The organism is Leptospira barantonii (genome assembly GCF_002811925.1).
GTDB lineage: Bacteria > Spirochaetota > Leptospiria > Leptospirales > Leptospiraceae > Leptospira > Leptospira barantonii.
Map to the genome: position 1 here is coordinate 129,555 of NZ_NPDS01000010.1, position 21,709 is coordinate 151,263.

The window sequence follows — 21,709 nt, forward strand, 5'->3', positions numbered from 1 at the left end:
GATGAACCCCGACTGGAAAAATTATCAAAGACCGTTCTTTCTCGGAATCGGCGGTTCCGGAATGTCCTCTCTTGCGTTTTTACTTTTGAGCAAAGGATTGAAAGTCGGGGGCTACGACGGAAAACATTCTTCCGTTGTGGAAAAACTCGTCAACGACGGCGCTGTCGTATTACATAAATCTGATATTCTAGAAGTCGAAAATTACGACCTCGCGATCTATTCTTCCGCGATTCGATTGGATTCTCATCCGTTGGTAAAGAAGTTTAGAGAGAAAGGAATTCCTTTGGTGCACAGATCCGAATTGTTGCATCAAGTCATGTCCGAAAAAAAACAAATCTCCGTGGCGGGTTCTCACGGAAAAACGACCACAACCGCGATGACCGTGTTTCTTTTGGAACGATGTGGAATGTCTCCGTCCGTGATGGTGGGCGGAGAGGTTGCGTTTTTAAATGGAAAGGGCGGTTTTTGGGGTAAGGGAGAATGGGGGGTGTTCGAATCGGACGAGTCCGACGGAACATTCAACAATCATAATGCTGAAATCCGAGTTCTAACGAACGTAGACGAGGATCACCTCGACTATTATCAGACAAGGGAGAATTTGTTAAGCGCATTCGCCCGTTATATGGATCGTACGACTCGTAGATTGATCCTCAATCTGGACGATATCGGAATCGTGGATTCCTTGAATTTGATTCAGGATCGTTCCAAAATTTTGGGGTTTGCAAAAGAGGAAACTTCGAACTCGAACAAAATCGTATCGACCCTTGAGGATTCTCGCGTGGCGAAATATACGATCCGAGACGGGGTTTTGTATTTTCGCTTTCAGAAAAAAGAATATTCGTTTTCTCTAAAATATCCCGGTGAGCATTATTTGAAAAACGCTCTCGCCGCAATCCTGGCCGGTCACGAGGCAGGAGCCGACATCGCCGAACTTGTATCGAAGATCCCAGACTATTCCGGAGTAAGCAGAAGACTCGAATATATGGGAAGTAAAAACGGAATCGAAGTCTACGACGATTACGGACATCATCCCACCGAAATCAAAGCGGTGATCCAATCCATGGAAGGATTGAAAAAGGACGGAAGGGCTATCATTCTATTTCAACCGCACCGATATACACGCACTCAAAATCTTTATAAGGAATTTGCGGAAAGCCTCGATACGGGAGAAACGGTTTATCTTTTACCGATTTATTCCGCGGGAGAGGACCCGATCGACGGGGTCAAAACCGAACTCATCGGAAATTCGATGAAAATCCCCGCGAAAATTCTTCCCAAAGAAATCGAAGAAGGGGTCGCCGTTTTGAAAAGTTTTCTAAAACCGGGAGATAAGTTCGTAACTCTCGGCGCCGGAAACGTTCGGGATTGGGGACTTGCTTTTTTAAAAGATTAGAATATTCTAATTTAAAGATTCGATTCGGATCTGAAGATCCTTTTTTTCTTCCGGATCGGTCGTCAGCTCCAAAACCTTTTTGTAGTCGGCCTTCGCTTCTTCCTTTTGGTTCAATTCTTCATAAGCGTTCGCACGGAAGAATAAGACCGAAGACAAATCCCCGTTCGGATATTTTGCAACGTAGGTATTGAACGTAGAGACCGCAGATTTGAAACTTCCCGTTTCCAGATAAGAAATTCCTAAATTGAATAGTGCGTCGTGTTTTTTATCCGCGTTTTTCGTATCGTTTGAGTCGATTGCCTTTTGAAAAAATTGGATCGCCTTCGGATATTCTCGCGCTTCGAAGTAATACACTCCGACTTGAAAGTTGGCTTTGATTCCGTTCGGGTCCTTGGATAGAGCTTCGAGATATTCCTTTTCCAAGTTTCTCCGCGCGTATGCTCCTCGAAGTAACTTGAGAATCATCTTCGTATCCGGCATTCCGGTGATCTTGTCGATGAGACTTCCGTTCTGATCCAGAAAAAGAATCGAAGGATAACCCTTGATTCCGTATTTGCGTTTTAAGTTCGGAAACGTATCGCCATCCAAAGAAAGAGCGACAAACTTGGAGAGTTCGAGTTGCACTTCCTTTTTCGGATAGATTTCATTCTTCAGAGTTTTGCAGTAACCGCACCAATCCGCGTAAACGTCTATAAAGATCGGTTTGCCGTCGGTCTTCGCTTTTTCAAACGCGGTCTTAACCGATTTTTCCCATCGGATTTCGGCGGAGACGGGGGAAACGAAAAGGATCAGTAAAAATGCGGAAATAGCAAAACGTAAGTTCTTCATTCTCAATCATCAGACTCTTTTGCGAACGCTTTAGCGAGCGTTTTCTTTTGGAAGAATCGCAAAAATACGGTTGTCGGAGAACCGGAGGCCCGGAAAACTAGGGGCAGATTTTGTAAAGGAAACTCGGTTCATGGAATTTTTATTACAGTTGGAAAGCATTCTGAAAAAGAGAAAACAGGATCTTCCCGATAAATCTTATACCGCCGATTTGTTCCGTGGTGGAGTGGATCGAATTCTGAAAAAAGTAGGGGAAGAGGCCGGAGAGGTCATCATCGCCGCTAAGAACTCGGACAAAAAAGAACTCACACACGAAGCGGCCGATCTTCTTTTTCATCTGCAAGTGTTGCTCGTCGAACAAGGAATTTCTTTGCAAGACATCGTGGAAGAACTTCGCAAACGCCATTCTTAAAATGGATCTTCCGGCGATCGTCTTTTCCAAAAGAATTTCCGGAAGAATCATCCTCTTTCTTTTCGCCTTTCTACTTTATTCGTTTCTTTTTTATCAAAGCGCCTGGTTGAGCGACGATTCGTTCATCACGTTTCGCGTAGTCGATAATTTTTTGAGCGGTTTCGGTTTACGTTGGAATCCTCTGGAAAGGGTTCAGGTGTTTACACATCCGCTTTGGTTGTTTCTTTTGATTCCGATCGAATGGGCGGTTCGAGAAATTTCGATTTCCGCGTATCTTCTTTCCTACGTCTGCGGAATTCTTTTTTTATCCGTCTATTGTTTTTCCTTTTTTAGGTTTCGAAACGGACTTTTGTGGACCGCCTTGTCTTTCGGAGTATTTTTTTCTTCTCGAATATTCATAGATTATAATACTTCAGGGCTTGAGAATCCACTTTCTTTTCTGCTTCTTTTGATTTTTCAGATCAAGTTTTACTCCTTGTATGCGGAACAGAAGTCGGTCGAAACGGAAACGGCTTCGGCCGAGTCCGAAAAGAAATCGAACGGAACGATCAACTCGGATTCGTTTGAAATCGGGGTTTTGTCCGCGCTTTTGTTATTGACCCGTTTGGATCTGGGTCTGTTTTTGATTCTTCCCGGTTTTGTTTTTTTGGGGAGAATCTATCGGGATCATCGCATTCCATTTTTAAAATATTCCTTTTTAGGAATATTGCCTTTGATTTTTTATTTGGGATTTTCTCTCGTTTATTTCGGTTCTTTTTTTCCGAATACCTTTTACGCAAAAACGAATGTTTTATCAAGTTTTTCTGAAAGAATCGTTGCTGGTTGGGATTATCTGAGGATTAGCTTGAAATGGGATCCGATCGTAACGTTTGTTTTCGGGTTTCATTTGATTTGGATTTTTGCGGATCTTGCGAGTTCGGTTCTGAGCCGCTTTTCGAACTTCCCGCGGAAATTTCAATGGAAGTTGTCGCCCGAAGAACGCGCGATTCTCGGGTTGAGCGCCGGTTCGATTTTACTCGCGTTTTTATATCTCCTTTGGGTCGGGGGAGATTTTATGGCGGGAAGATTTTTGGGAACCTGTTTGATTCTTTCCGTTTTTTCCCAATTTCTTGTTTTGGCTCTTCGTTCCGAACAATCAAATTTGAATATTCAAAAATACGCAATTGTTTTCTGCGTTGTTGTCTCGATTTATTTTTTGGCGCATCCCGCGAGCCCGTTTCGTTATACGTTTGTTAGGTCTCCGGTCCGTGTGGATAGAGGAGTGGTGGACGAAAGGGCTTCGTATCAGGATAATTCTTCCCTAAAACGTTGGATGCAAGGAGTTACTCCGGAAACACATCCTTGGGCTGTCTATGGGAAAAAAATCGGTCAGAATGGAAGCGCGGGAACAAACGAGCGCGGGGAAACAAGTGCGTCGAACCGAAACCGACGAGATGCGCTTACGGCGATGGACGTACAACGTGTGCACGTTACAACCAATGTCGGTTTAGCGGGTTACTATGGAGGTCCGAACGTTCATTGGATTGATCTTTTGGGGATCACCGATCCGTTCTTGGCTAGATTGCCGGGCAAAGGTTTTCCGGGACATTACGTTCGTCTTTTGCCTTCCGGTTACCGGGAATACATCGAGGAAATTTCGTCGTCTCTTCCGAATCCTCTGCTTGATCGTTTTTATTACGAGGTTCGATTGTTAAGCGAAGAGGAGCTTTGGACGAAGGAACGTTGGGTGACGATCTTTAACTTCACTTTTTTGGGGAAGGGGAACTTCCGGGTCGTGGTCGAAACCGAAAAGGGATTTTACTATCCGTTCGACTTAAAGGCTTATCGAAACACCCTCTACGGTTTTCCGTATGCCGGTATGAGCGACGATGAGTTGAACAAACTTTTGATTCGGGAATATTTCGGTCGAGTTGTTCCGACAACTCTTCCGTGAAGTCAGGCGGCCCCACCCGCTTTTGGGTGGGGGGTGAGGCGGTGGGAGATTTCCCAAAAAACTCTATATCACAGAAACGTCCGCGATTCAACGAAAAAATAACCGCAAAAATTGTGGGAACTCCTACGAAATCGCCTCGTGCAAAAAACGATTTTCTAGAAAATCAAAAAATTCTAATATTCAAAATTAAGAATGGATTTAGCGGGAGTGACGATCTGAAAAATATTTTTGCTCGGAGAATTTTTGTTCAGCGCGTCCTTTGGAAAACGCACCAAAAAACGATAGATATGTTCCGTTTCCGCGGTCACGTCCGAATCGTATAGAATCGTTCCCGACGGATAAACCCCGGGTGGAACCGTATGATACGGATAACCGAACGTTCCGTAAACCGGAAGAGCCGAAAAACGGGAATTGCGAACCCTTGCCGTAAACGTCTGCGCGTAGTAACTCCAAATTTTTTCGGAAGCCTTATCGTTTAAGGAAAATTGAAACTCCAAAAACTCCGGCAGGACCCTCGTTTCGGGAACGATCTGAAACAGAATGTAAATCCCTTCGTTGCCGTTGAGAGAATTTACTTCCTTCCATCGTTCGACCCGATCCTTGGGAATTCGGGAAGCCAGTTCGTTTTTGAGATCCTTACGAATTTCGTCCAAATCCTCTTTTTCGATTTTGGACGCGGAAACGTAAAAACCCGCGCCGTAATAGGGAAGTTCCGTGAGACGATTAGGCTCTCCTTTGAGTCTTAGGGTCTTACTCGAACAGCTTAAAAGAAAAATCGAATATAGGAATATTATAAAAAACGAAAGTATCTTTCGTGTGAGTTCGGTTTCGGTCTTCGAAGCCGGATTTATACGATCAGTTTGGTTCCGCACGAAGGACAAAATTTTGCTCCGTAGATTTCGATTTTAAAACCGCATTCGTGACAGTATTTGGTGAGAATTTCTCCGGAACTCGGAGAAGAAACCTGAATCGGTTTTGGAATGTTCTGCGCGATCACTCGGATCTTCTCGTCGAAATCCTCCAGATCCTTTACGATTCCGGAAGAGATGTTTTGAAATTCGGTTTCGGTGAGTTTGCCCGTGTCGAATTCGATTTTAATGTCTCGCAAATTTTCGAGGATGACTTCGCGTCGATTGATGAGTTCTTGTTTTTCGGATTCCGTTTCGGAAGCCTTTGCGTTGATCGCAAATCGAACGTATAAAAACGGGGAGACTACGATTCCTAAAAGAACGATATAAAACGGAATGAGTAAAAGATCCATTACTTCTGTTTTTCCTGTATTTCGGAAAGATATCTCTGAAAAGAATCTTCGCCTTGTTTTACGTTTTTGCCGGACTCGGTTTTTGCCGCGTTCGGATTTTTACGTTTGATGAATAAGTAGATAAAAAGAATTCCGAGTAACCCGGCGAGCACAAGACTTAGATTGATCCAAGTGGAATCCGGGGTCGCAAGAATATTCTCTCCAAAACCGAAAACGACTGAGTTCGCCATTCCGGTATTACCGGCTTCCACGAATTTTTGAATCACAGGATCTGTTAGGGCTTCTTCTCCGAAACCGTTGACCATCTTGTTTACGATTACGTCCGCACTTTCACCCTTTTGAATTCTGTTTTCGATAAACAGTTTCAGTTTTGCGGAAACCGTACAATTGTTAAACGAACAACTTTTGATCGTAATCGATGGAATACAAATACAACGGATTCTGGAAGTGACCTCGTGAAAGGTTCGGATCTGATCCGGTTCGGTAAGATTGGTGAACGTAGAATCAGCGGAAACGTCGGAAAGTTTGAGCACGGGAAGAGCCGCAGACCAGATCGCGAATATGATTAGAATTTTAGAATATTCTTTTTTCATGATCTGGATTCTCCGATCGGAAGAAGAATCAAAAGACCCGAAAAGAAAAAGAGCAAGGATCCCGCCCAGATGAATTTTACGAGGGGGTTTACCCAAACTTCCAGGTTTGCCACGATCTGTCTCGGAAATCGATTGAAGTTTTCGAGTTTACGGACCGGTTGATTCTCGTTCGTGAAAAGATAATTCATAAACAAAAGAGGAAGATCCGGATTCTCATCCGAAAGATCGGAATGTTCGATCGCTCCGAGTTGAATGTAAAGATCCTCTTTCGGAGTGGAAGTGATCGCGGGTTCGCTCGTGGGAATATGAGTTTCAAAGTCCCCGCTCAAGTGCGATATCTGCGGATAAAATCTTCTTTCGGTAACCATCGTGGAAAATTCTTTCAGATGGCGTTTCACCAAAAACGTAGCCTCGTGCGATACGATTACGTTTTGGATATTCAATCCGTTCTTTGCGTCCCCGTTTACGAGAGGTTTTATCTTCAACGTGTTCGCTGAGATCTGATAGTTCCCGAGAACCCCGGTGTCTTGGCTGGAATATACGATCTCGTTTTTTTCGGGAGCGTTTAAGAAGTAGAAAAACTTAATGGATGTGTTTTGTTTAAAAGCGTTTCCGGCAAAGCCGATAAAAAGAATCACCATCGCCAAGTGAACGAGATAACCGCCGTATCTTCTTTTGTTTTTCAAAAGCATTCTAAAACCGGCAAAGAAATAATTCTCACTCGGATACGAAGCCTTTCTGGCGACGATTCCTCTGTGATATTCCTGAGCGATTCCTGCGATCGTAAAAATTCCGAGACCCACCGCGACAACCGAATACACTTCGCCTAAAACGTCTCCGAGACTGTAATCGCTGATCGTAAAATTCTGCGTATAAAAAAGAATATAAGCGCCCGCGCCTACGATTCCGACTAACAACGGTTTGAAGAGAGTGGAAAAGAAAATCTTATCCGCGCCCTTTCTCCAAGCGAGAAGAGGAGCCGAACCCATCAGAAGGATTAGAAGAATTCCGGACGGAACACCCCAAGAGTTAAACCAAGGAGCCTTAAATTCTCTTCCGTAGAGAAGGGGAGAAAATACTCCGAGAAGAATCGCAAGGGTTGCGATCACAAGAAGAAAGTTGTTAAAAAGAAAACTTCCTTCCTTGGAAGTCATCGCTTCGAGATTGCGCTCCGGTTTGAGCGCGTCCCTGCGGAAGATCAAAAATCCGAGAAAGAAAAAGAAACTGACTCCGATGTAGATGATAAAAGGGGTTCCGATCGTGGATTTGGAAAAACTATGAGGGCCTTCAAGAACGCCGCTTCGAGTGATCCAGGTTCCCAATAAACAAAAATGGAACGCGAGAATGATCAAAAGCATATTCCAAAACTTTAACATTCCTCTTCTTTCCTGAATGATCATGGAATGAAGAAACGCGGTAGATAAAAGCCAAGGCATCAGAGATGCGTTTTCAACGGGATCCCAAGCCCAATAACCGCCCCAACCCAATTCTTCGTAAGCCCATTTGGAACCGAGAAGGATTCCCGTTCCCAAAAAGAACCAGGAGAAGATCGTCCATCTTCGTACGAAACGAAACCAGTTTTCGGAAAGATGTCCGGTGATCAAAGCCGAAGCCGCGATCGCAAACGGAATCGCAAAACTCACGTAGCCGATGTACAAAATCGGAGGATGGATGACCATCGCCCAGTGTTGCAAAAGAGGATTGAGTCCTCTTCCCGCGACTGCGGCAGGTTGAAATTCCCGGAAAGGTTGTGCGTCCGGATAAAAAACCGCGAGATACGAAAAGAAAGCCGCGATTGCGGCTAACGTGAGGTTCATGACTGGAATTCTATCCTGAACGAGTTCTCTGGTTTGCCACAAAACGATAAACGTAAAAAGGGATAGAAGAAGATTCCAAAAAAGAAGAGAACCGGAGGAACCCGACCAGATTCCAGTAAGTCTGTAGAACAACGGAAGGTGTTCGTTCGAATGCATCACGACGTAATAGTTGGAAAGATCGGTTCTGAAAAGTTGAACGAGCAGAACTATAAACGCGAGAAGAATGACGGCGGTGTTCGCCATCAAGGTATATCTTCCGAGTTCGACGGCTTGTTTGTCGTCTTTCCAAATTCCGTAAGAGGTTTGAACGATGGAAAAAAGAAGAACCGCGAAAGAGGTTATGATGCAGAGTGCGCCGAAATCATTCATATTAGAAAATTGGAATCCTTTTTACTTGTTTTCTTCCGAATAGTCGGCTTCGTATTTGGAAGCGCATTTCGCCTCCACGTGATCGGAGACGAGAACCCCGTCCTTCATATAACCGTCCACTCGGGCTCTGGTTCCTTCCTTAAAGGCGTCGGGGAGCAGAGATTCTCCGGTGAAAAAAACCGGGATTTGTTTTTCGTTAAATTCTAAGATGAACTTTGCGGTTTTGCCTTCCCGAACCACGGAGCCTAATTTCACAAAACCTCTTACTCTCAAAAGGTCGTCATGATATTTGGCGGGGGAAGCGGCGAGTTCGGAAGCGTCGAGAAGAGTGTATGATGTTTCCTTGGAAGAGAAATATGCGATGGAGCCGAGGGATACAAGGATGATCCCTGCGAGGACCGTAAATTTGATGTTCATCGTTAAAGTTCCGATCGATTGTTTTTGTTTTAGACCATGAAATCAGAACGGACGGTCGGAGAAAAGTGGAAATATCCCCGTTTTATTCCGTTCTATGCCCGATTCAGGAATTTCGGATCTTATGAACGAGAATTCCGATCCATTCCTTGATCGATATCGTGGAGTTTTCCAGACACGACGTGGAAGGGAAAAAGTTATCGAGGGTCAGAACCGATTTCTGAGTTCTAAAATCCGTGGGAAACGGAATGATCGTAATCCCCTTTTCCTGAAAGATCTCCACGGATCGTTTCATGTGGAAGGAGGAAGTGACCAAAATCACCGAGGACCAACCGCGTTCTTTGAGCAACTCGACCGCAAATCTCTTATTCTCCGCCGTGTTTCTGCTTTTGGATTCCAGGATCAGGGAAGAATCCGGTATGCCCATCTGCTTTAAAAATCTTCCCGCGGGTTCAGACTCGGGAACTTCCTGATAAAAAAGATTTCCGGAACCGCCGGAGAATAGAATTCTCGGGGCCTTTCTGGCGTTGTAAAGTCTTACCGTTTCGGTCAGTCTTTCGGCGCTGTTGTAGAGTTCAACGGGTTCGTCGTGAATGCTCAAGGTGGAAACCATTCCGCCTAACACGAGTATGACGTCCGCCTTCGGAACTTTTTCGAGGGAAACGGGCGGATAATAAATTTCCAAGGATCGGATGAGAGTTTGAGAAACCGAACTCGTGGATAAGATCCAGAGAAACAAAACCGGAATCCAAACCGAGAATTTTTCTTTCCAGGTTCTGAGTTTCGCTCCGACAAAAAGAAGAATCACAAGAACCAAGGACAACGGAAACAGTACGAGTGTAACGAGTTTGGAAATCGAAAATAAGATCGTGGACATGAATGGATCGGGACTACGTCCCGTTCTCCTTATAGGATTAACGAAACGAGTAGGAATTATTCGAGCAGTTTTCCGCCGACCGCCCAGTTTTCTTTGGCTACTTCTTCGATTACGATGTAAGTCACTGCGGGAGGTTTACCTGCGACCTTATGTAAGGTTTCGGAAAATTCTTTTACGATTTCCTCTTTTTGTTCGCGAGTGAGAGGACCGGCTACTTGTAAATTTACGTAAGGCATGTGGAACGACTCCGTTTGAATTGAAAGAAAAACGATTTCGAAGGTCGCGAGTTTACACCGAATCGACGAACGCAATCGTTTGCTCTTTTCAAATCAAAGAAATCCGTAGCGAAATTGTAAATCGGTTTTCCGATTTCCGAGAATGTTCCGACAGGGTTGTCGTTTTGCGATTGCGAGTATGTGTTTTTTGTGATAAAGGGAATTGTCCGAAGATTTCCCACGAAGCCCGCCTCCACCGCCCAATGAGGGTGGGGGCCGACGTGATCACTACAACATCGTCGGAACTCCGACAACCTTCCCGTGATCACGAGAATTTCAAAGTCCGTCCGGAGTGAACGCGGCCCGATACGCTTCGGGAGGACAGGTCAAATACGAACAGGATTTTGCACCCGAGTTCTCCGAGTCTTCGGTCCAAACTCCTTTTACAGTCAGATCCGCACACGAAACTTTCACCGAGTTCGATTTCTGACGTCCGGACGAACGGCCTTGGCAACTCCAAACGGGAATGTTCGTAAAACAGGAACAGTTTCCCTGAAACGCCTGCGTGTCCGTGCAGTAAACGCAATCGGAACGGGTTTCGCTGAACGCGCCCGCGAGAAGACGAACCGTTTGATCCTTTTCGTATTCGTCCTTGTCCTTTTGACAAAATAGAATCGGAATGATTAAGAATATTAGAATATACTGTTTCATAAAATCTCCTATTGAACCATCGTAAACGGAAACGAAATCTTTAAGATCGCGTTTACGCCGGGATTGAGAGCGTAGTCTTTGTATCTGCTGAGATGATCCACATAAGAAATGTTGAATACGTTTTGAACGCTGAAGTCCACGCTCGGTTTGGATGTGCCGTCCCCGAAGTTGGGAAGTTCGAAACCGAGACCTATGTCAGTCAGATTGTAACCTTTCGTGGGTGTTTCTTTCGGATCGACCCTGTATTGGGAATCGTAGAATCTTCCGTTGACCGAAAAGTAAAAATTTTTCAACCCGAGAATGGAATCCTCCGTCCATCGAAGACCGGCCCGCGCTCGGTTCGGAGTCGTTCGTGGAAGAGGATTTGTGTCGTTTTGATTTCTGGAATGAACGATGTCGATTCCGCCGGATAAAACGAGTTTACGAGTGACTTCCGCTTGGATCGAAAATTCTCCCCCGCGCAAAACCGCGTCTCCTTGTTTGTATCTGTATTTCGGTAAACCGGAATCGACGTCTATCTCGGCGATGCTCGCGGCATATATGAAATTTTGAATGTGATTTTGGAACACGCTGATTTCGGTCTGGATTTTCGAAGAGGCGTATCGGAAGGATAAATCCAGATTATTTGAATATTCGGGTTTTAAGGTATTCTTGCCGATTTCGAATTTCCCCGTTCCTTCGTGGACCCCGTTTGAAAAAAGTTCGAAAGGAGTGGGCGCGCGAAAACCCCGTCCATAGTTCAACAGGGTCGAAAAGAATTTATCGATTCTCCAAACGAGACCCGTGGAACCCGTTGTCGCATAATAATTTTTGGTTTGTTCCGTGATTCCGAGCAAGGCGTTGTTGCGTATATCCGCGGATCGTTTGTCCGCTCGAACGCCCGCGCTCAACGTGACCGAACCTAGTTTGAGTTCCTCCAAAAAATAACCCGCTACGTTTACGATTCCGTAAGAAGGAATCAGAGGTTCGGTTCCGATCGTTCTGTTTTTTTGTTCCAAACCGGAAACTCCGAAGGTTCCTTTCAAAAAATTGAATATAGGTTTGTGGTGAAACTTCGCGTCCGCCGTTGCCGTATCCAGAAAAAGATTCAAGCCCTGATTCTTCGCTCTGGAAGTGACCTGATAAAACTGAAAGGACTTATCGAAAACGTCCACACTCTCGTCCAAAAGAACGTCTTTGATCGGAAGAAGTTTGTTTTTGGATTCGATTTCTCTTCGATTGTTTCTTTGATACGAAAGATCGATCTCCAGGTTTCCCGCGGAAAATATAAAGAAAGAATGGAAATGAGATTTTTCATGAAGCAATTTTTGAAACACGGTTGCGCCCGGATTTTCGTTCGGGTTGTCCAAAAGATCCTGGGTTTGTTCTCTTCGAAACGAATCCACGTAAAAGTTTCCCCATTTCCCGTCCAAACCGATCGACGCGCTTTGATTTTTTTCGATCATACCCGTGTTGCGCATCGTTCCGTTCGGAGTTGTGATTCTTCCGGCCTTTCTCGTGTTCGAACTGGCACGATAACCGAAACCGTCTATGTTTCCGTAGATCGCAAAGTTCCCCGCGTCTTGTTTATTGTTGGAGTAACTGTTTGAGTTGAAGATCCCGGCCATTTTCGGGACACCTTCTCCGCTTAAGGGAGCCTTGTCCCGAATCACGTTCACCACTCCGCCAAGCGCGTCCGAACCGTAGAGAAGACTCCCTGGTCCTCGGATGATTTCAATTTTTTGAATATTAAAAGCGTCTAATTCGACCGTGTGATCGTCTCCGAACTGTTGTTCCTCTTGACGGATTCCGTCCGTCATCACAAGAACCCTTTGCCCGGTCAAACCTCGGATGATCGGTTTGGAAGTTCCCGCTCCCGTAGTGAGGTTTGAAACACCCGGCGTGTTGTTGATCGCGGACATCGCATTCTCGCCTCTTTGACGATCGAGTTGTCTTCCCGAAAGAACCGTAATCGGTTGTGGAGAAGTGAGAAAGTCCGATATCGTGGATTTTGCGGTGACGTTGATCGCGGATTCGTCCAAAGAACTTTTGGAAAGAATCAGTTGGATTTTTTGATCCTTGTCGTTAACCTGAACGCCAATGGTTTCGGATTGATAACCCCTTGCGATCGCAATCACGGTGTATTTACCGGGGGGAACGTGGTCTAAAACGAATTCTCCCTTGTCGTCCGTGATTGTACCTTTTCGGAATTCCTGGATGAGAACCCTCGCGTTGGAAACCGGATTTCCGTCCTTGTCCTTGACGACGCCCGTTAATGCGACATCCAAAGCGAACAAAGAAAACGGTGAAATAAAAATCGAAAATAAGAATATTCTAATATATAAAAATGATTGCTTTTTCAAGCGAAACTCCCGGACAAAAAGTCCATTTTAAAACGAAATCGGGTGAAAACGATTTTGAATTTTAGGAGTGAAGAGGAGGGGCCCTACCGAGGCGGATCGGATCGAAGCTAAACGTAAGAACGAAGATTTCGGAAGTATAAAATTCTTCCCTTTGAAAAATGGGAGAGGATAGGGAAGACTGAAAATCAGGATTCCAAAAAGAATGAGTGCCTCTTTGAAACTGGCAAATCGGACAAGACTGCGCTTGTTGGTAGTCGTGATCGACGGAATAGGCTGGTTCTCCGAAAGTCCGATTCTCTCTTTCTGTGTGCGTATGAAGTCCCGCGCTTACAAAGAGCGTAAGCAGAATTGCCAGAAATCCGGATTTGAGAACTTTTGTGATCATTTCGTTTTAATGCTAATGATAAGCCAATATTAATAAGACGGGAAAGAATGTAAAATCATAATTCCTGAATTTTTACGGTTTGTTTCTTTTCCATTTATTCACTTTACTCGGAAATATTTTTTCCAATTCTTTATAAACGGAGGGATCATGTTAGAACTAAGACCCAACTGCGAAAATTGCGATAAACCACTGCCTCCGGAATCCGTCGAAGCGATGATCTGCACGTTCGAATGTACGTTTTGTGTTTCTTGTTACGATCAATTTCTTTTCGGAATCTGCCCGAACTGCGGAGGAAATTTCGTTCCACGTCCGATTCGCCCTGTGAACAACTGGAACGGCGACAACTACTTGGGAAAATATCCGGCAAGTACGAAGAAAAAATTTCGACCTATCAATGTGGAAGCGCATCTCGAATTCGTTAAAAAACTTTCTTCAATACCGCCTGAAAAAAGATAAACGAGCCGAGGACGAATGGAAATTTTTAAAGGGTCATTGTCGCAGAGTGGACATTTCTACGATCGAGGATTTGGGAATTCGAATCAAACCCGAGTCGATCGTATAAATCGAATAGAAGTCCCCGATTTCGGTAAGATATCCTTCCTTGATTTTCCCGTCGTTTGTCGTGATCTGAACATAGGGTCTCGAAGACCAACTTTCGGAATTTCTAATATTCTCGATCGAATCCAAATCGACCTTGTCGTATTCTTTCGGAGAATTTCCTTCGCGGATTCTTTTTACGGAATCCAGTTGGGAATGTAGAGCGGATTCTTCCTTAGGGGACATTTTGTTGATGGATATCCGATAGGTTTGGGAAGAATCGTTCGCCTCGCCCGTGTTAGTCGCTTCTGCTATAAAACCGGGTTCGACCGCGATCGGTTTTTCGGAAACATTCAAAGAATTTAATATTTCTACTTTGATGTGTCCTTCTATCAAAACGATTTTTTCCTTATCCGGATTTGCGGAAACCAACAAGGAGGTTCCGAGCAGAACGGAACGAATATGAGGACTGTTCACTTCCACGATGGAACCTTCGCGTTTTGATACGGAAGAAAAAAGAATGGAACCTTCCTGAACTTCGATTCTCAGAGTTTGTGAATCGGATTTTGCAGTGAAACGCGTTTTGGGAAACGCACGTATGGAGAATTCTCCTTGTCCGTTTAAACCGAGATCACAGGTTGAATTTTCCTGCGTCTGTAATTGAATCTCGTTTCCGATTTGAGTTTGTTCGCAGATTCCTTGAGACGCCTTTTTGTTTAAGACGATTTTGTAAGAATCCCCTCTCGTTTGATAATATAAGAACGTTCCGAAAACGATTAAAAGAGAAGCCGCCGCCAAAAGAAAGGCTCCGGTTTTCTTTTGCCAAGAAATCGTATGAACTTTTTGCGGAATCGGAAAATCTTCGGGATCTAAAGAACCTAAAAGGGTTTTGACTCGGATTAAATCGAAATATTCTCTGAGAGCCTCCGGATCGTTTTTCAATTCTTCCGGAAGTTCTTTGGATTTTTGCGAATCCGAAAATAAGTGAAGTAGATTTTCTTTTGAATGTTCTTTCATTCCTTCACTCCTTCCAGCCAGGTTTTGTCGATTCCCAACGATTTTAATTCTTCTCTCAAAAGGGTCAGTGCGGATACCAATCTTCTGCTCACGGTTCTTTGTGCGACTCCCGTTCGCTCCGAAGTCTCCGCGATGGACTTTCCGTGTATACAATGCAGAATAACAATCGATCTTTCCGGTTCTTTCAAAATGGAAATCGATTTCTTCAATTTCTCCATTAGGATTTTTTGTTCTTCTAACTTATAAGTCGAGGACTCAAAAGAAGAAACCAAATTCTCCCAAGATGAAAATTCGACGACATTTTTGTCCTTTTGACTTTTACGATAAAAATCAATCAGCTCGTTTCTTGCAATCGAATAGATCCAAGTACTTTCCGATCCCTTGGTTGCGTCGAACTTTTCCCGATGATTGTACACCTTGATAAAAGTTTCTTGGCAAAGTTCTTCCGCTGTCTCGGTTGTAATACCAGACTTTAAAAAGAAAAACTTGAGTTTATCGTAGTAACTCTTATAAAGGTACTCGACGTTGTCTAATGTTACACTCATTCGTGTGAGGGGCGCTTCCAAGACTTATTACGAATGGACGATTTCATGTTCGCCAAAATTATTGATTCTTTTGTTAAAAAAAACGTAAAAAATTTTTTTCTCACTTTTTCGGTGCTTCTTGCACTCGTGTTTTCCCCGAAAGTCCGAGCGGACGTTTTGATTCTGAAAAACGGTAAAAGAATCAAAGCCGATCAAGTGAAGATGAAAAACGGCAATTCGGTCGAAATTCGGATCGGAAACGAAACTCAAACGATAGACTTCTCGAAGGTGGAATCGATTCTCCCCGAATTTTCCGCCAAAAAGAAAATCAAAGAGGTGGTAAGGAAAGAAAAAATTTCCAAAGAAGCGGATACTACTCCGGTTCTTGCCCCCGCAAAATCGGAACAAACGATTCCACTTTCCCCAACGGAACCGGAACCCGCAAAGACGGAACCCCAAGAAATTAATACGACATCGGTCGCAGAGCCGAAAAAAAAGAATCGTTATTACCGTTTGCAGGCGCTGATTCCGGGTTGGTCTCCGCTTCTGCTTTCAGACAATTACAGAATAAAAGCGACGGGCGGTTTGATCGCATTCTCCGAACTTTATCTTTTATACAAGGGTTTTGAATTTTTCGAAAAGCCGGAACGTTTTTTCCAAGCGCCTTTTGGTCCGCCTGCTTCGGAAGCCATTGTTCCTTGGATCGCGAGTTTTTCTTCTTCTTTCAACTCGAGTACGAACAATTTTCCGGTTTTGTTTTTCCAATTTCAGGCCCCGCAACTCGTCGTTACGAATCGCGGTCACATCATGGAAGAATCCGAGTTCAATCGACAGAAACAATTTTACATGGTTGCGTTCGCCGCGGTTCTCACCTTGGATTTCGTTTTGAGTAGCAAGGATTTGATCGAAGGTGATTTTCGAAGCGTTCGTTTGTCGACGAGCGACGGAGGAAGAACCTCTAACATTTCCCTGACTTGGGTCTTTTAAAAAATAAGATTCTTCGGAATGATTTTCTTTTTATGTGGCGAACTCGTTTTTTCGATTTCGTAGATCAATGCGTTGTCCTTCGTAACATCGAAGGATTTTACGCATATGAAACAAAAACATAGAAAACGATTTTTATTCGTTACGTAATTCGTCCTTTTCGCTTGCGACACTAAGTCTTCCGATTCGAACACCGAAATTTTTCTGCATCTGATTGCGGAACGTCCTTCTCTTCTGATGGTGGGGGACAGCATCTCCTCTTTTTGGCCGGAAGAATTGTTGGATCCGTTCACGGTTGTAAAAGCCGCGTTTCCGAATCGAAACACACAACAAATTTTAACCGCCGCGCAGAATGTACAAGGGCATTATAGAGCCTGCACGTATAACGGAGGGGCGAACGATTATTTGGGAGTTGTTTCTCCCGTGAGCGACGTTCGTATCACCGAAACGGTTCAAAGGCAAAAGGATACGATCGGGATTATGAAATCGAAATGTGATGCGATCGTAGTGATCGGTTTCTGGAACGTAGAAGCCCCTTGGCCCATCTTTGCCGCTCGCCAGTTGAACGAGAAGATGAAAACTACGATTCACGACGAATTCATATTGGATCCGACCGCGGAGATTACGCCCGATATGCTCATGGACGGAGGACATCTTACGTATAGGGGTTATCAGGTTTTGTCTCCGCTGATCAAGGAGTCGTTTCGTTTGGGCGGGATCTTGATCCAATGAATTATAAAACAATAATTTACGTTTTAATTGTATTCTTTTGGTCCTCTTTTGTTTTCGGAGAATCCTTATTCTTTACTTCCCCGGAACCTAAGGATCGTTTAGCGGCTTCTTTCCAAAAACAAATTCAGGAATCGGGAACCGCAAAGAGGGAAACCACAAACATCGCGATTCAAGCCGAGAAAACCTTAGGGAAGAATTTTTCCGTATTTGCATCCGCACCTTATACTAGACTGCAGGAATCCGGTGAAAATCGAAAGCAACATCTCGATCAACAGCAAGTCGGATTAAAAGTTTTATACAACTTCGGGGATTGGAGTGCAATCGGAGGTTCTCATTATTTCTTTGCGACGGGTAAGGAGCGTTTGGGCATCGGTTCTGAACGATTCGGCAATCTGGAATTTTACGGGGGACTTCTGTTTCAAAAAGGTCCTTGGGGATTTTTTGGGCGGGCTCGATGGAATACCCAAGTCACGCCGTATCTGCGCGAAAGAAGAGGAGAAGAATTCGAGAAGGTATGGTATTTCGATCTATGGTTTTCCTATAAGGCCGAAGTATTCGAGTGGATCGTGGAAGTTTCCAGAGTGATCCAATACGATCCTCAAAAGGAGAATTTATACTCCACGATCGTTGCGCCGGGAATGTTGGCGCACTTCGATCTTTTGAGCGTGGGGTTATCGGTTCCGTTCACGACTTCGAGAAGTTATACGCCGGACGGAACATTAGCGGTTCCGAATGCGACGTTTCAGAAAAACGACTTCGATTACGGAGCGATGATCAAGGTCTTCAAGTATTATTGATCTCGATTTTTGTTTCGTTTTCCCGTAAAGAGGATTGCATTTCGACTACCTTGCCGAACCATTTTTCCTTGATCAACATGAACGGTCTTTCGGTGATCAGATGAAAAAAATAACCTAACAGTAATAATACGATTCCGATCGGAATCGTATTCAAAAGAAGATCCGAATACTTCGCGGTTTTGGCGTTGATGAATGTGGGCGCGAGAATTCCCTGAAAGAAAAAATGAATGAGATACGTACAATACGTAAGTTTCGCCACGGGTGAGAATATCTTCCAAGAAAAGACTCGATTCGTCAGACTTCCGGTTTTCATCGATAACAATGCGATCGTCGCCCAAGCGACGGAGTTTATGTTAAAACGAAATACCATAGAGATCAGTCCCTTATCGTATTCGCAGAAAAAAGCGGAGACTACGATCAGCGAAGTCCAAGCGGCAATCGAGGCGAACAGGAATTTTTTCCGATCGTTTAAGAAGTTTTGAATTTCTTTCGGATACGTGTTGTAAACATAAGCAAGAATGATTCCCGTAAAAAGACAATCCAATCTTCCTTGAAGAGGGTAGTAGATATTTTCAAGGTAGAGTTTTCTTGTAAGTTCCGGCGTCGCAGGTTCTATGATCGTAAAATATACGATACAACGATACAGAATCGGAACGACTAAAAAGCCGAACAACGTGGAAAGTCTGTGCCTTCTTTTTACTTTTCTAAAGATCAACAAAAGAAAAAGAGGAAACAACAGATAAAATTGTTCCTCCAAAGAAAGAGACCAACCGTGCGGAAGTGTTCCCATCACGTAATTGGAAACGTACAGAAAATCGTAAATCACCTTGGATTGAAGATTGTTGACGTAGTCCGCGTAGTCGGGGCGAAGTTTTATAAAAAGAGGTGCGATGATGAATGTTTGGAAAAGTAGGAACGCGAAGTAGGGAGGAAAAATTCTAAGAGTACGTTTGCTGAAGAACTTTCCGAGTTTGATCGTGTTCTTATTTTCGATTTCCTTGAACAACGGGCCCGAAATCAAAAAGCCACTCAAAACGAAAAAAATGTCCATACACTGGCTCGTAGAATATAATAGATTTCGCATGATCCAGCTTTTGTCCTGAATGAACATTTCGAAACCGATGTAAAGATGTCCCAATACCAGAAGAAAAAAACCCAAACAACGGATTCCGTTTAAGGACGAGATTTCTCTCGGATCGGATTGGAATATTCCAAAAAAATAATATTTGATCGATTTGAGCATGCTAAATCCGGGAAATATCCGGACTTACGCGTTTCGATCTGAGTTTTTGAATCGCGTTCGGAAGTTACGGATCTCCGTATATAAATACGGAATCCGAAATTGCGAACGCCATTTTTTTTGAAAAATGGCGAGGTCGAATTTGACCACCGTATCCATCCGTAGATTTTACAAAGGAGAATCTACGATGAAAAAAATAAAATCCATGTTGGTGATCGCGTTTGTTTTCGGAATGGTCGCCTGTTCTCACAAAGAAAAAGACAACAACAATGAGGTTGCGGCCATTATTCTTTTGGCGCAAGCAAGTGCCGATCAAAAAACGAACACGCAGGTATCTCAGTTATTCTCGGCTCTTTATCCGTTACCCGCGGACGCGACTTCTTCCACAAATAGGGTGTTAGGCGATGTAGACCCTTCTTACAATCCGTTTGCCGCCGTTGTGTCTCAGGCTTGTCAATTGGGCGGAACACAATCTATCGACGGAACGATCACCGCAAGCATGACGGGTAACGTGGGAAACGACATACTCTGGACTTATGATAATTGTAAGGAAAACTCGATCGGAATGGGACCTAACGGGGTTGCGATTCCTGTTCCGCTAACGTATAACGGAACTTTAAAACGATCCTTAAATCAAAAGTTCAACGCATCGACTTCCGGTAACGTTTACACTTCCATAAATTCAGGAACCGATCGGATTCAATCCTCGAATTATTCGATCAACGGAACCACGTTTCCGACATTTGATATTACGTTTACGAGAAACGATTCGGTTTACACTCGGACGGAATATCAAACCGGAAAATTCAAAGGAGTTCTGGAAGAACACGTTCGAGTTACCGGTGTGATCGACGGAATCAACGTGGATACTACGATCAATTATAAAATGTATTTCGGCGCTCAGTAAAAAGATTGGCCTAAGAAGAATGGCGATTCGTCCGTTGCGTTTTGCGGATGAATCGTCTGATCGTTGTTTTGATTCCCTGAAATGTTAAAATTTTAAACCGAAGTCGCAGGTGATATAGATCACAACACGCCTAAAATTCTTTCCAAGGTTTTTTGTTTTTCCTCGAACGGAAAAAAGTGAGTGGTTCCGGGCCAGATCTCCACAGTCGAATTTTGATTACCCGATGCGATTCTTCTCGCGCCGGAAGGCGAACAAACCTCGTGCGGATTCGGAATCGTTATGTGCGTTTCCGTTTTGATTTTTCCATATTGAAAGAGACTCAGATAACTTACCGAATCGAAAATTTTCGCTTCGATCTCCGGAGCGCAACGTAAGAGCGCCTGTTTGTTTTCGCCGATTCGAAAACAACTTTGGATATAATCCTCGTAAATCGTATCGTCCCATCTGGAAAACGAAGGAGTTCTTTTATAAATTTTACGAACCGTATCCAGATCCTTGAATTCTCTTCTTCGTTTGATCGCCACTTTTGCAAGAGGGTTGTGAAAAAGTCTGGAATACGTTATTTGCAAAAAATCTAATGCGACCGGATCGTGTGCGATCACCTTCTTAAATTTTTGAGGAGAATGATACGATGATAAAAGAAGACTCGCGCCCCCTAAGGAATGGCCGACCCCCGTTATATTTTCCAGATTCTCGTGTTGAATCAAAGCGAGGATCTGATCTCGAAAAAAATACCAATTCTTAAAATTCAAAGTATCTTCGGATTCTCCGTGACCCGCAAAATCCAAAGCGATCACTCTATGCGTTTTGTTCAGAGAATCGATGTAAAACTTATAAGTAAGAGCGCTGTAGCCGTTTGCATGACATAGAAGAAGAATCGGTTTTGAAGAAGAATTCGAGTCCGTATCGATATAAGAAAGATTGAGTCCTCGAAAGGAGAATGTTTTTCTGAGCATGACGAAAAGATTTGACCTTGATCTTTCCAACTCCTGCGGTGAACTGGTTTTCGTAAAGCCAAAACCGGAGCTCTTCATGCAGATTCAAGTCCTCATCGTTTTTATCATCGCTCTTGCGTTTAACGCACTTGCAAACATTCTCATTAAGGCGAGTTCTTTAGGCGACGTATCCGAAAAGCCGGAAGGGTTTCAAGGACTTCTTCAGGTTATCTTCAATCCGATCTTTATCGGAGGTCTGGCTTCTTTCGGTTTGGCTCTTTTGGGATATCGTTTCGTTTTAGGAAAAGGTCTTAAACTTTCTCTTGCGTATCCCGTCTTTACGAGCGCGGGTTTTATCATCGTGTTGATCGTATCATCGATCGCGTTTAAGGAAAGATTGACCTGGGCTCAGTGGGCCGGAATCGTTTTGATCCTCGCCGGTGTTTGGCTTTGCGCGGCCAACATGTTCGAAGCGAAGTCGTAGTCGAT

Annotated in this window: 24 protein-coding genes; 9 read left to right on the forward strand and 15 right to left on the reverse strand. The window is 44.0% G+C overall.

The window, feature by feature from the left end; all coding sequences use genetic code 11:
- Position 1: 1 nt before the first annotated feature.
- On the forward strand, positions 2-1,393 hold the full coding sequence (gene murC, locus CH367_RS19460; protein ID WP_100764166.1) for a UDP-N-acetylmuramate--L-alanine ligase: 1,392 nt from the start codon (positions 2-4) through the stop codon (positions 1,391-1,393).
- Positions 1,394-1,399: 6 nt separating this feature from the next.
- On the opposite strand, the gene CH367_RS19465 is transcribed toward murC, so the two are convergent.
- The gene (locus CH367_RS19465) at positions 1,400-2,221 is read right to left on the reverse strand and encodes a thioredoxin family protein (RefSeq protein ID WP_100764167.1); all 822 of its coding nucleotides are present in this window, start codon (positions 2,219-2,221) and stop codon (positions 1,400-1,402) included.
- 130 nt (positions 2,222-2,351) lie between these two features.
- Between CH367_RS19465 and hisE the strand changes: the two genes are divergently transcribed.
- Positions 2,352-2,630, forward strand: a complete 279-nt coding sequence (hisE, locus tag CH367_RS19470; protein WP_010575721.1) for a phosphoribosyl-ATP diphosphatase — start codon at positions 2,352-2,354, stop codon at positions 2,628-2,630.
- A gap of 1 nt (position 2,631) precedes the next feature.
- Positions 2,632-4,563 (forward strand): hypothetical protein, encoded by a 1,932-nt coding sequence (locus CH367_RS19475; RefSeq protein ID WP_100764168.1) that lies wholly within the window; start codon positions 2,632-2,634, stop codon positions 4,561-4,563.
- A 173-nt stretch (positions 4,564-4,736) separates the two neighbouring features.
- Here CH367_RS19475 and CH367_RS19480 read toward each other — a convergent pair whose 3' ends face one another.
- The 10 genes from CH367_RS19480 to CH367_RS19525 form a co-directional block, all read right to left on the reverse strand.
- Complete coding sequence (locus tag CH367_RS19480; protein ID WP_425268883.1) at positions 4,737-5,444, reverse strand: hypothetical protein; 708 nt, start codon at positions 5,442-5,444, stop codon at positions 4,737-4,739.
- Positions 5,411-5,824, reverse strand: a complete 414-nt coding sequence (locus tag CH367_RS19485; protein WP_100764169.1) for a zinc ribbon domain-containing protein — start codon at positions 5,822-5,824, stop codon at positions 5,411-5,413. Before CH367_RS19485 ends, CH367_RS19480 begins: the two co-directional genes overlap by 34 nt.
- Complete coding sequence (locus tag CH367_RS19490) at positions 5,824-6,417, reverse strand: cytochrome c-type biogenesis protein (RefSeq protein WP_100764170.1); 594 nt, start codon at positions 6,415-6,417, stop codon at positions 5,824-5,826. The genes CH367_RS19485 and CH367_RS19490 overlap by 1 nt, the downstream gene beginning before the upstream one ends.
- Positions 6,414-8,603 (reverse strand): heme lyase CcmF/NrfE family subunit, encoded by a 2,190-nt coding sequence (locus tag CH367_RS19495; RefSeq protein WP_100764171.1) that lies wholly within the window; start codon positions 8,601-8,603, stop codon positions 6,414-6,416. Before CH367_RS19495 ends, CH367_RS19490 begins: the two co-directional genes overlap by 4 nt.
- Positions 8,604-8,624: 21 nt before the next feature.
- On the reverse strand, positions 8,625-9,020 hold the full coding sequence (locus tag CH367_RS19500) for a cytochrome c maturation protein CcmE domain-containing protein (RefSeq protein WP_100764172.1): 396 nt from the start codon (positions 9,018-9,020) through the stop codon (positions 8,625-8,627).
- A 103-nt stretch (positions 9,021-9,123) separates the two neighbouring features.
- Positions 9,124-9,894: a YdcF family protein gene (locus tag CH367_RS19505; RefSeq protein ID WP_100764173.1), complete on the reverse strand. Its 771-nt coding sequence runs from the start codon at positions 9,892-9,894 to the stop codon at positions 9,124-9,126.
- Positions 9,895-9,950: 56 nt separating this feature from the next.
- Positions 9,951-10,130, reverse strand: a complete 180-nt coding sequence (locus CH367_RS19510) for a tautomerase family protein (RefSeq protein ID WP_100764233.1) — start codon at positions 10,128-10,130, stop codon at positions 9,951-9,953.
- 315 nt (positions 10,131-10,445) lie between these two features.
- Positions 10,446-10,820, reverse strand: coding sequence for a hypothetical protein (locus CH367_RS19515; RefSeq protein WP_100764174.1), 375 nt, complete (start codon positions 10,818-10,820; stop codon positions 10,446-10,448).
- A gap of 8 nt (positions 10,821-10,828) precedes the next feature.
- A complete protein-coding gene (locus CH367_RS19520) occupies positions 10,829-13,162 on the reverse strand; it encodes a TonB-dependent receptor (RefSeq protein WP_100764175.1) in 2,334 nt (777 codons plus the stop codon).
- A 61-nt stretch (positions 13,163-13,223) separates the two neighbouring features.
- Positions 13,224-13,547: an LIC10965 family protein gene (locus CH367_RS19525; protein ID WP_100764176.1), complete on the reverse strand. Its 324-nt coding sequence runs from the start codon at positions 13,545-13,547 to the stop codon at positions 13,224-13,226.
- 147 nt (positions 13,548-13,694) lie between these two features.
- On the opposite strand from CH367_RS19525, the gene CH367_RS19530 reads away from it, so the two are divergent.
- Positions 13,695-14,003 (forward strand): DUF1272 domain-containing protein, encoded by a 309-nt coding sequence (locus CH367_RS19530; RefSeq protein WP_100764177.1) that lies wholly within the window; start codon positions 13,695-13,697, stop codon positions 14,001-14,003.
- A 33-nt stretch (positions 14,004-14,036) separates the two neighbouring features.
- Here the strand turns inward: CH367_RS19530 and rsx are convergent, their stop codons facing one another.
- Together rsx and CH367_RS19540 are read right to left on the reverse strand one after the other, a co-directional pair.
- A complete protein-coding gene (rsx, locus tag CH367_RS19535) occupies positions 14,037-15,101 on the reverse strand; it encodes an LIMLP_03685 family anti-sigma factor (protein WP_100764178.1) in 1,065 nt (354 codons plus the stop codon).
- Positions 15,098-15,646, reverse strand: a complete 549-nt coding sequence (locus tag CH367_RS19540; RefSeq protein ID WP_100764179.1) for an RNA polymerase sigma factor — start codon at positions 15,644-15,646, stop codon at positions 15,098-15,100. The genes rsx and CH367_RS19540 overlap by 4 nt, the downstream gene beginning before the upstream one ends.
- A 45-nt stretch (positions 15,647-15,691) precedes the next feature.
- Here CH367_RS19540 and CH367_RS19545 point away from each other — a divergent pair, with 45 nt between their 5' ends.
- From CH367_RS19545 to CH367_RS19560, 3 genes are all read left to right on the forward strand, one after another.
- Positions 15,692-16,612 carry a hypothetical protein gene (locus CH367_RS19545; protein ID WP_100764180.1) on the forward strand — a complete coding sequence of 307 codons (921 nt, stop codon included), beginning with the start codon at positions 15,692-15,694 and terminating at the stop codon, positions 16,610-16,612.
- A 234-nt stretch (positions 16,613-16,846) separates the two neighbouring features.
- Positions 16,847-17,341, forward strand: coding sequence for an SGNH/GDSL hydrolase family protein (locus tag CH367_RS19555; RefSeq protein WP_100764182.1), 495 nt, complete (start codon positions 16,847-16,849; stop codon positions 17,339-17,341).
- Positions 17,338-18,138, forward strand: coding sequence for a hypothetical protein (locus tag CH367_RS19560; RefSeq protein WP_100764183.1), 801 nt, complete (start codon positions 17,338-17,340; stop codon positions 18,136-18,138). Before CH367_RS19555 ends, CH367_RS19560 begins: the two co-directional genes overlap by 4 nt.
- Here the strand turns inward: CH367_RS19560 and CH367_RS19565 are convergent.
- Positions 18,125-19,381, reverse strand: a complete 1,257-nt coding sequence (locus CH367_RS19565) for an acyltransferase family protein (protein ID WP_100764184.1) — start codon at positions 19,379-19,381, stop codon at positions 18,125-18,127. The two genes, CH367_RS19560 and CH367_RS19565, sit on opposite strands and share 14 nt — an antisense overlap.
- Before the next feature lie 184 nt (positions 19,382-19,565).
- Between CH367_RS19565 and srp the strand changes: the two genes are divergently transcribed.
- Positions 19,566-20,285 (forward strand): sigma factor SigX-regulated lipoprotein, encoded by a 720-nt coding sequence (gene srp / locus CH367_RS19570; RefSeq protein ID WP_125226151.1) that lies wholly within the window; start codon positions 19,566-19,568, stop codon positions 20,283-20,285.
- A gap of 119 nt (positions 20,286-20,404) precedes the next feature.
- Here the strand turns inward: srp and CH367_RS19575 are convergent, their stop codons facing one another.
- Positions 20,405-21,241 carry an alpha/beta fold hydrolase gene (locus tag CH367_RS19575; RefSeq protein WP_100764186.1) on the reverse strand — a complete coding sequence of 279 codons (837 nt, stop codon included), beginning with the start codon at positions 21,239-21,241 and terminating at the stop codon, positions 20,405-20,407.
- Between the two features lie 76 nt (positions 21,242-21,317).
- On the opposite strand from CH367_RS19575, the gene CH367_RS19580 reads away from it, so the two are divergent.
- Positions 21,318-21,704 (forward strand): DMT family transporter, encoded by a 387-nt coding sequence (locus CH367_RS19580; protein ID WP_100764234.1) that lies wholly within the window; start codon positions 21,318-21,320, stop codon positions 21,702-21,704.
- The last annotated feature ends 5 nt before the right edge of the window (positions 21,705-21,709 follow it).

Excerpts from the sequence above, each read along its gene's own strand:
- murC (WP_100764166.1), top strand. The coding sequence starts at position 2 with ATGAACCCCGACTGGAAAAATTATCAAAGACCGTTCTTTCTCGGAATC.
- CH367_RS19465 (WP_100764167.1), bottom strand. The coding sequence starts at position 2,221 with ATGAAGAACTTACGTTTTGCTATTTCCGCATTTTTACTGATCCTTTTC.
- hisE (WP_010575721.1), top strand. The coding sequence starts at position 2,352 with ATGGAATTTTTATTACAGTTGGAAAGCATTCTGAAAAAGAGAAAACAG.
- CH367_RS19475 (WP_100764168.1), top strand. The coding sequence starts at position 2,632 with ATGGATCTTCCGGCGATCGTCTTTTCCAAAAGAATTTCCGGAAGAATC.
- CH367_RS19485 (WP_100764169.1), bottom strand. The coding sequence starts at position 5,824 with ATGGATCTTTTACTCATTCCGTTTTATATCGTTCTTTTAGGAATCGTA.
- CH367_RS19490 (WP_100764170.1), bottom strand. The coding sequence starts at position 6,417 with ATGAAAAAAGAATATTCTAAAATTCTAATCATATTCGCGATCTGGTCT.
- CH367_RS19495 (WP_100764171.1), bottom strand. The coding sequence starts at position 8,603 with ATGAATGATTTCGGCGCACTCTGCATCATAACCTCTTTCGCGGTTCTT.
- CH367_RS19500 (WP_100764172.1), bottom strand. The coding sequence starts at position 9,020 with ATGAACATCAAATTTACGGTCCTCGCAGGGATCATCCTTGTATCCCTC.
- CH367_RS19505 (WP_100764173.1), bottom strand. The coding sequence starts at position 9,894 with ATGTCCACGATCTTATTTTCGATTTCCAAACTCGTTACACTCGTACTG.
- CH367_RS19510 (WP_100764233.1), bottom strand. The coding sequence starts at position 10,130 with ATGCCTTACGTAAATTTACAAGTAGCCGGTCCTCTCACTCGCGAACAA.
- CH367_RS19515 (WP_100764174.1), bottom strand. The coding sequence starts at position 10,820 with ATGAAACAGTATATTCTAATATTCTTAATCATTCCGATTCTATTTTGT.
- CH367_RS19525 (WP_100764176.1), bottom strand. The coding sequence starts at position 13,547 with ATGATCACAAAAGTTCTCAAATCCGGATTTCTGGCAATTCTGCTTACG.
- CH367_RS19530 (WP_100764177.1), top strand. The coding sequence starts at position 13,695 with ATGTTAGAACTAAGACCCAACTGCGAAAATTGCGATAAACCACTGCCT.
- rsx (WP_100764178.1), bottom strand. The coding sequence starts at position 15,101 with ATGAAAGAACATTCAAAAGAAAATCTACTTCACTTATTTTCGGATTCG.
- CH367_RS19540 (WP_100764179.1), bottom strand. The coding sequence starts at position 15,646 with ATGAGTGTAACATTAGACAACGTCGAGTACCTTTATAAGAGTTACTAC.
- CH367_RS19545 (WP_100764180.1), top strand. The coding sequence starts at position 15,692 with ATGTTCGCCAAAATTATTGATTCTTTTGTTAAAAAAAACGTAAAAAAT.
- CH367_RS19555 (WP_100764182.1), top strand. The coding sequence starts at position 16,847 with ATGGTGGGGGACAGCATCTCCTCTTTTTGGCCGGAAGAATTGTTGGAT.
- CH367_RS19560 (WP_100764183.1), top strand. The coding sequence starts at position 17,338 with ATGAATTATAAAACAATAATTTACGTTTTAATTGTATTCTTTTGGTCC.
- CH367_RS19565 (WP_100764184.1), bottom strand. The coding sequence starts at position 19,381 with ATGCTCAAATCGATCAAATATTATTTTTTTGGAATATTCCAATCCGAT.
- srp (WP_125226151.1), top strand. The coding sequence starts at position 19,566 with ATGAAAAAAATAAAATCCATGTTGGTGATCGCGTTTGTTTTCGGAATG.
- CH367_RS19575 (WP_100764186.1), bottom strand. The coding sequence starts at position 21,241 with ATGCTCAGAAAAACATTCTCCTTTCGAGGACTCAATCTTTCTTATATC.
- CH367_RS19580 (WP_100764234.1), top strand. The coding sequence starts at position 21,318 with ATGCAGATTCAAGTCCTCATCGTTTTTATCATCGCTCTTGCGTTTAAC.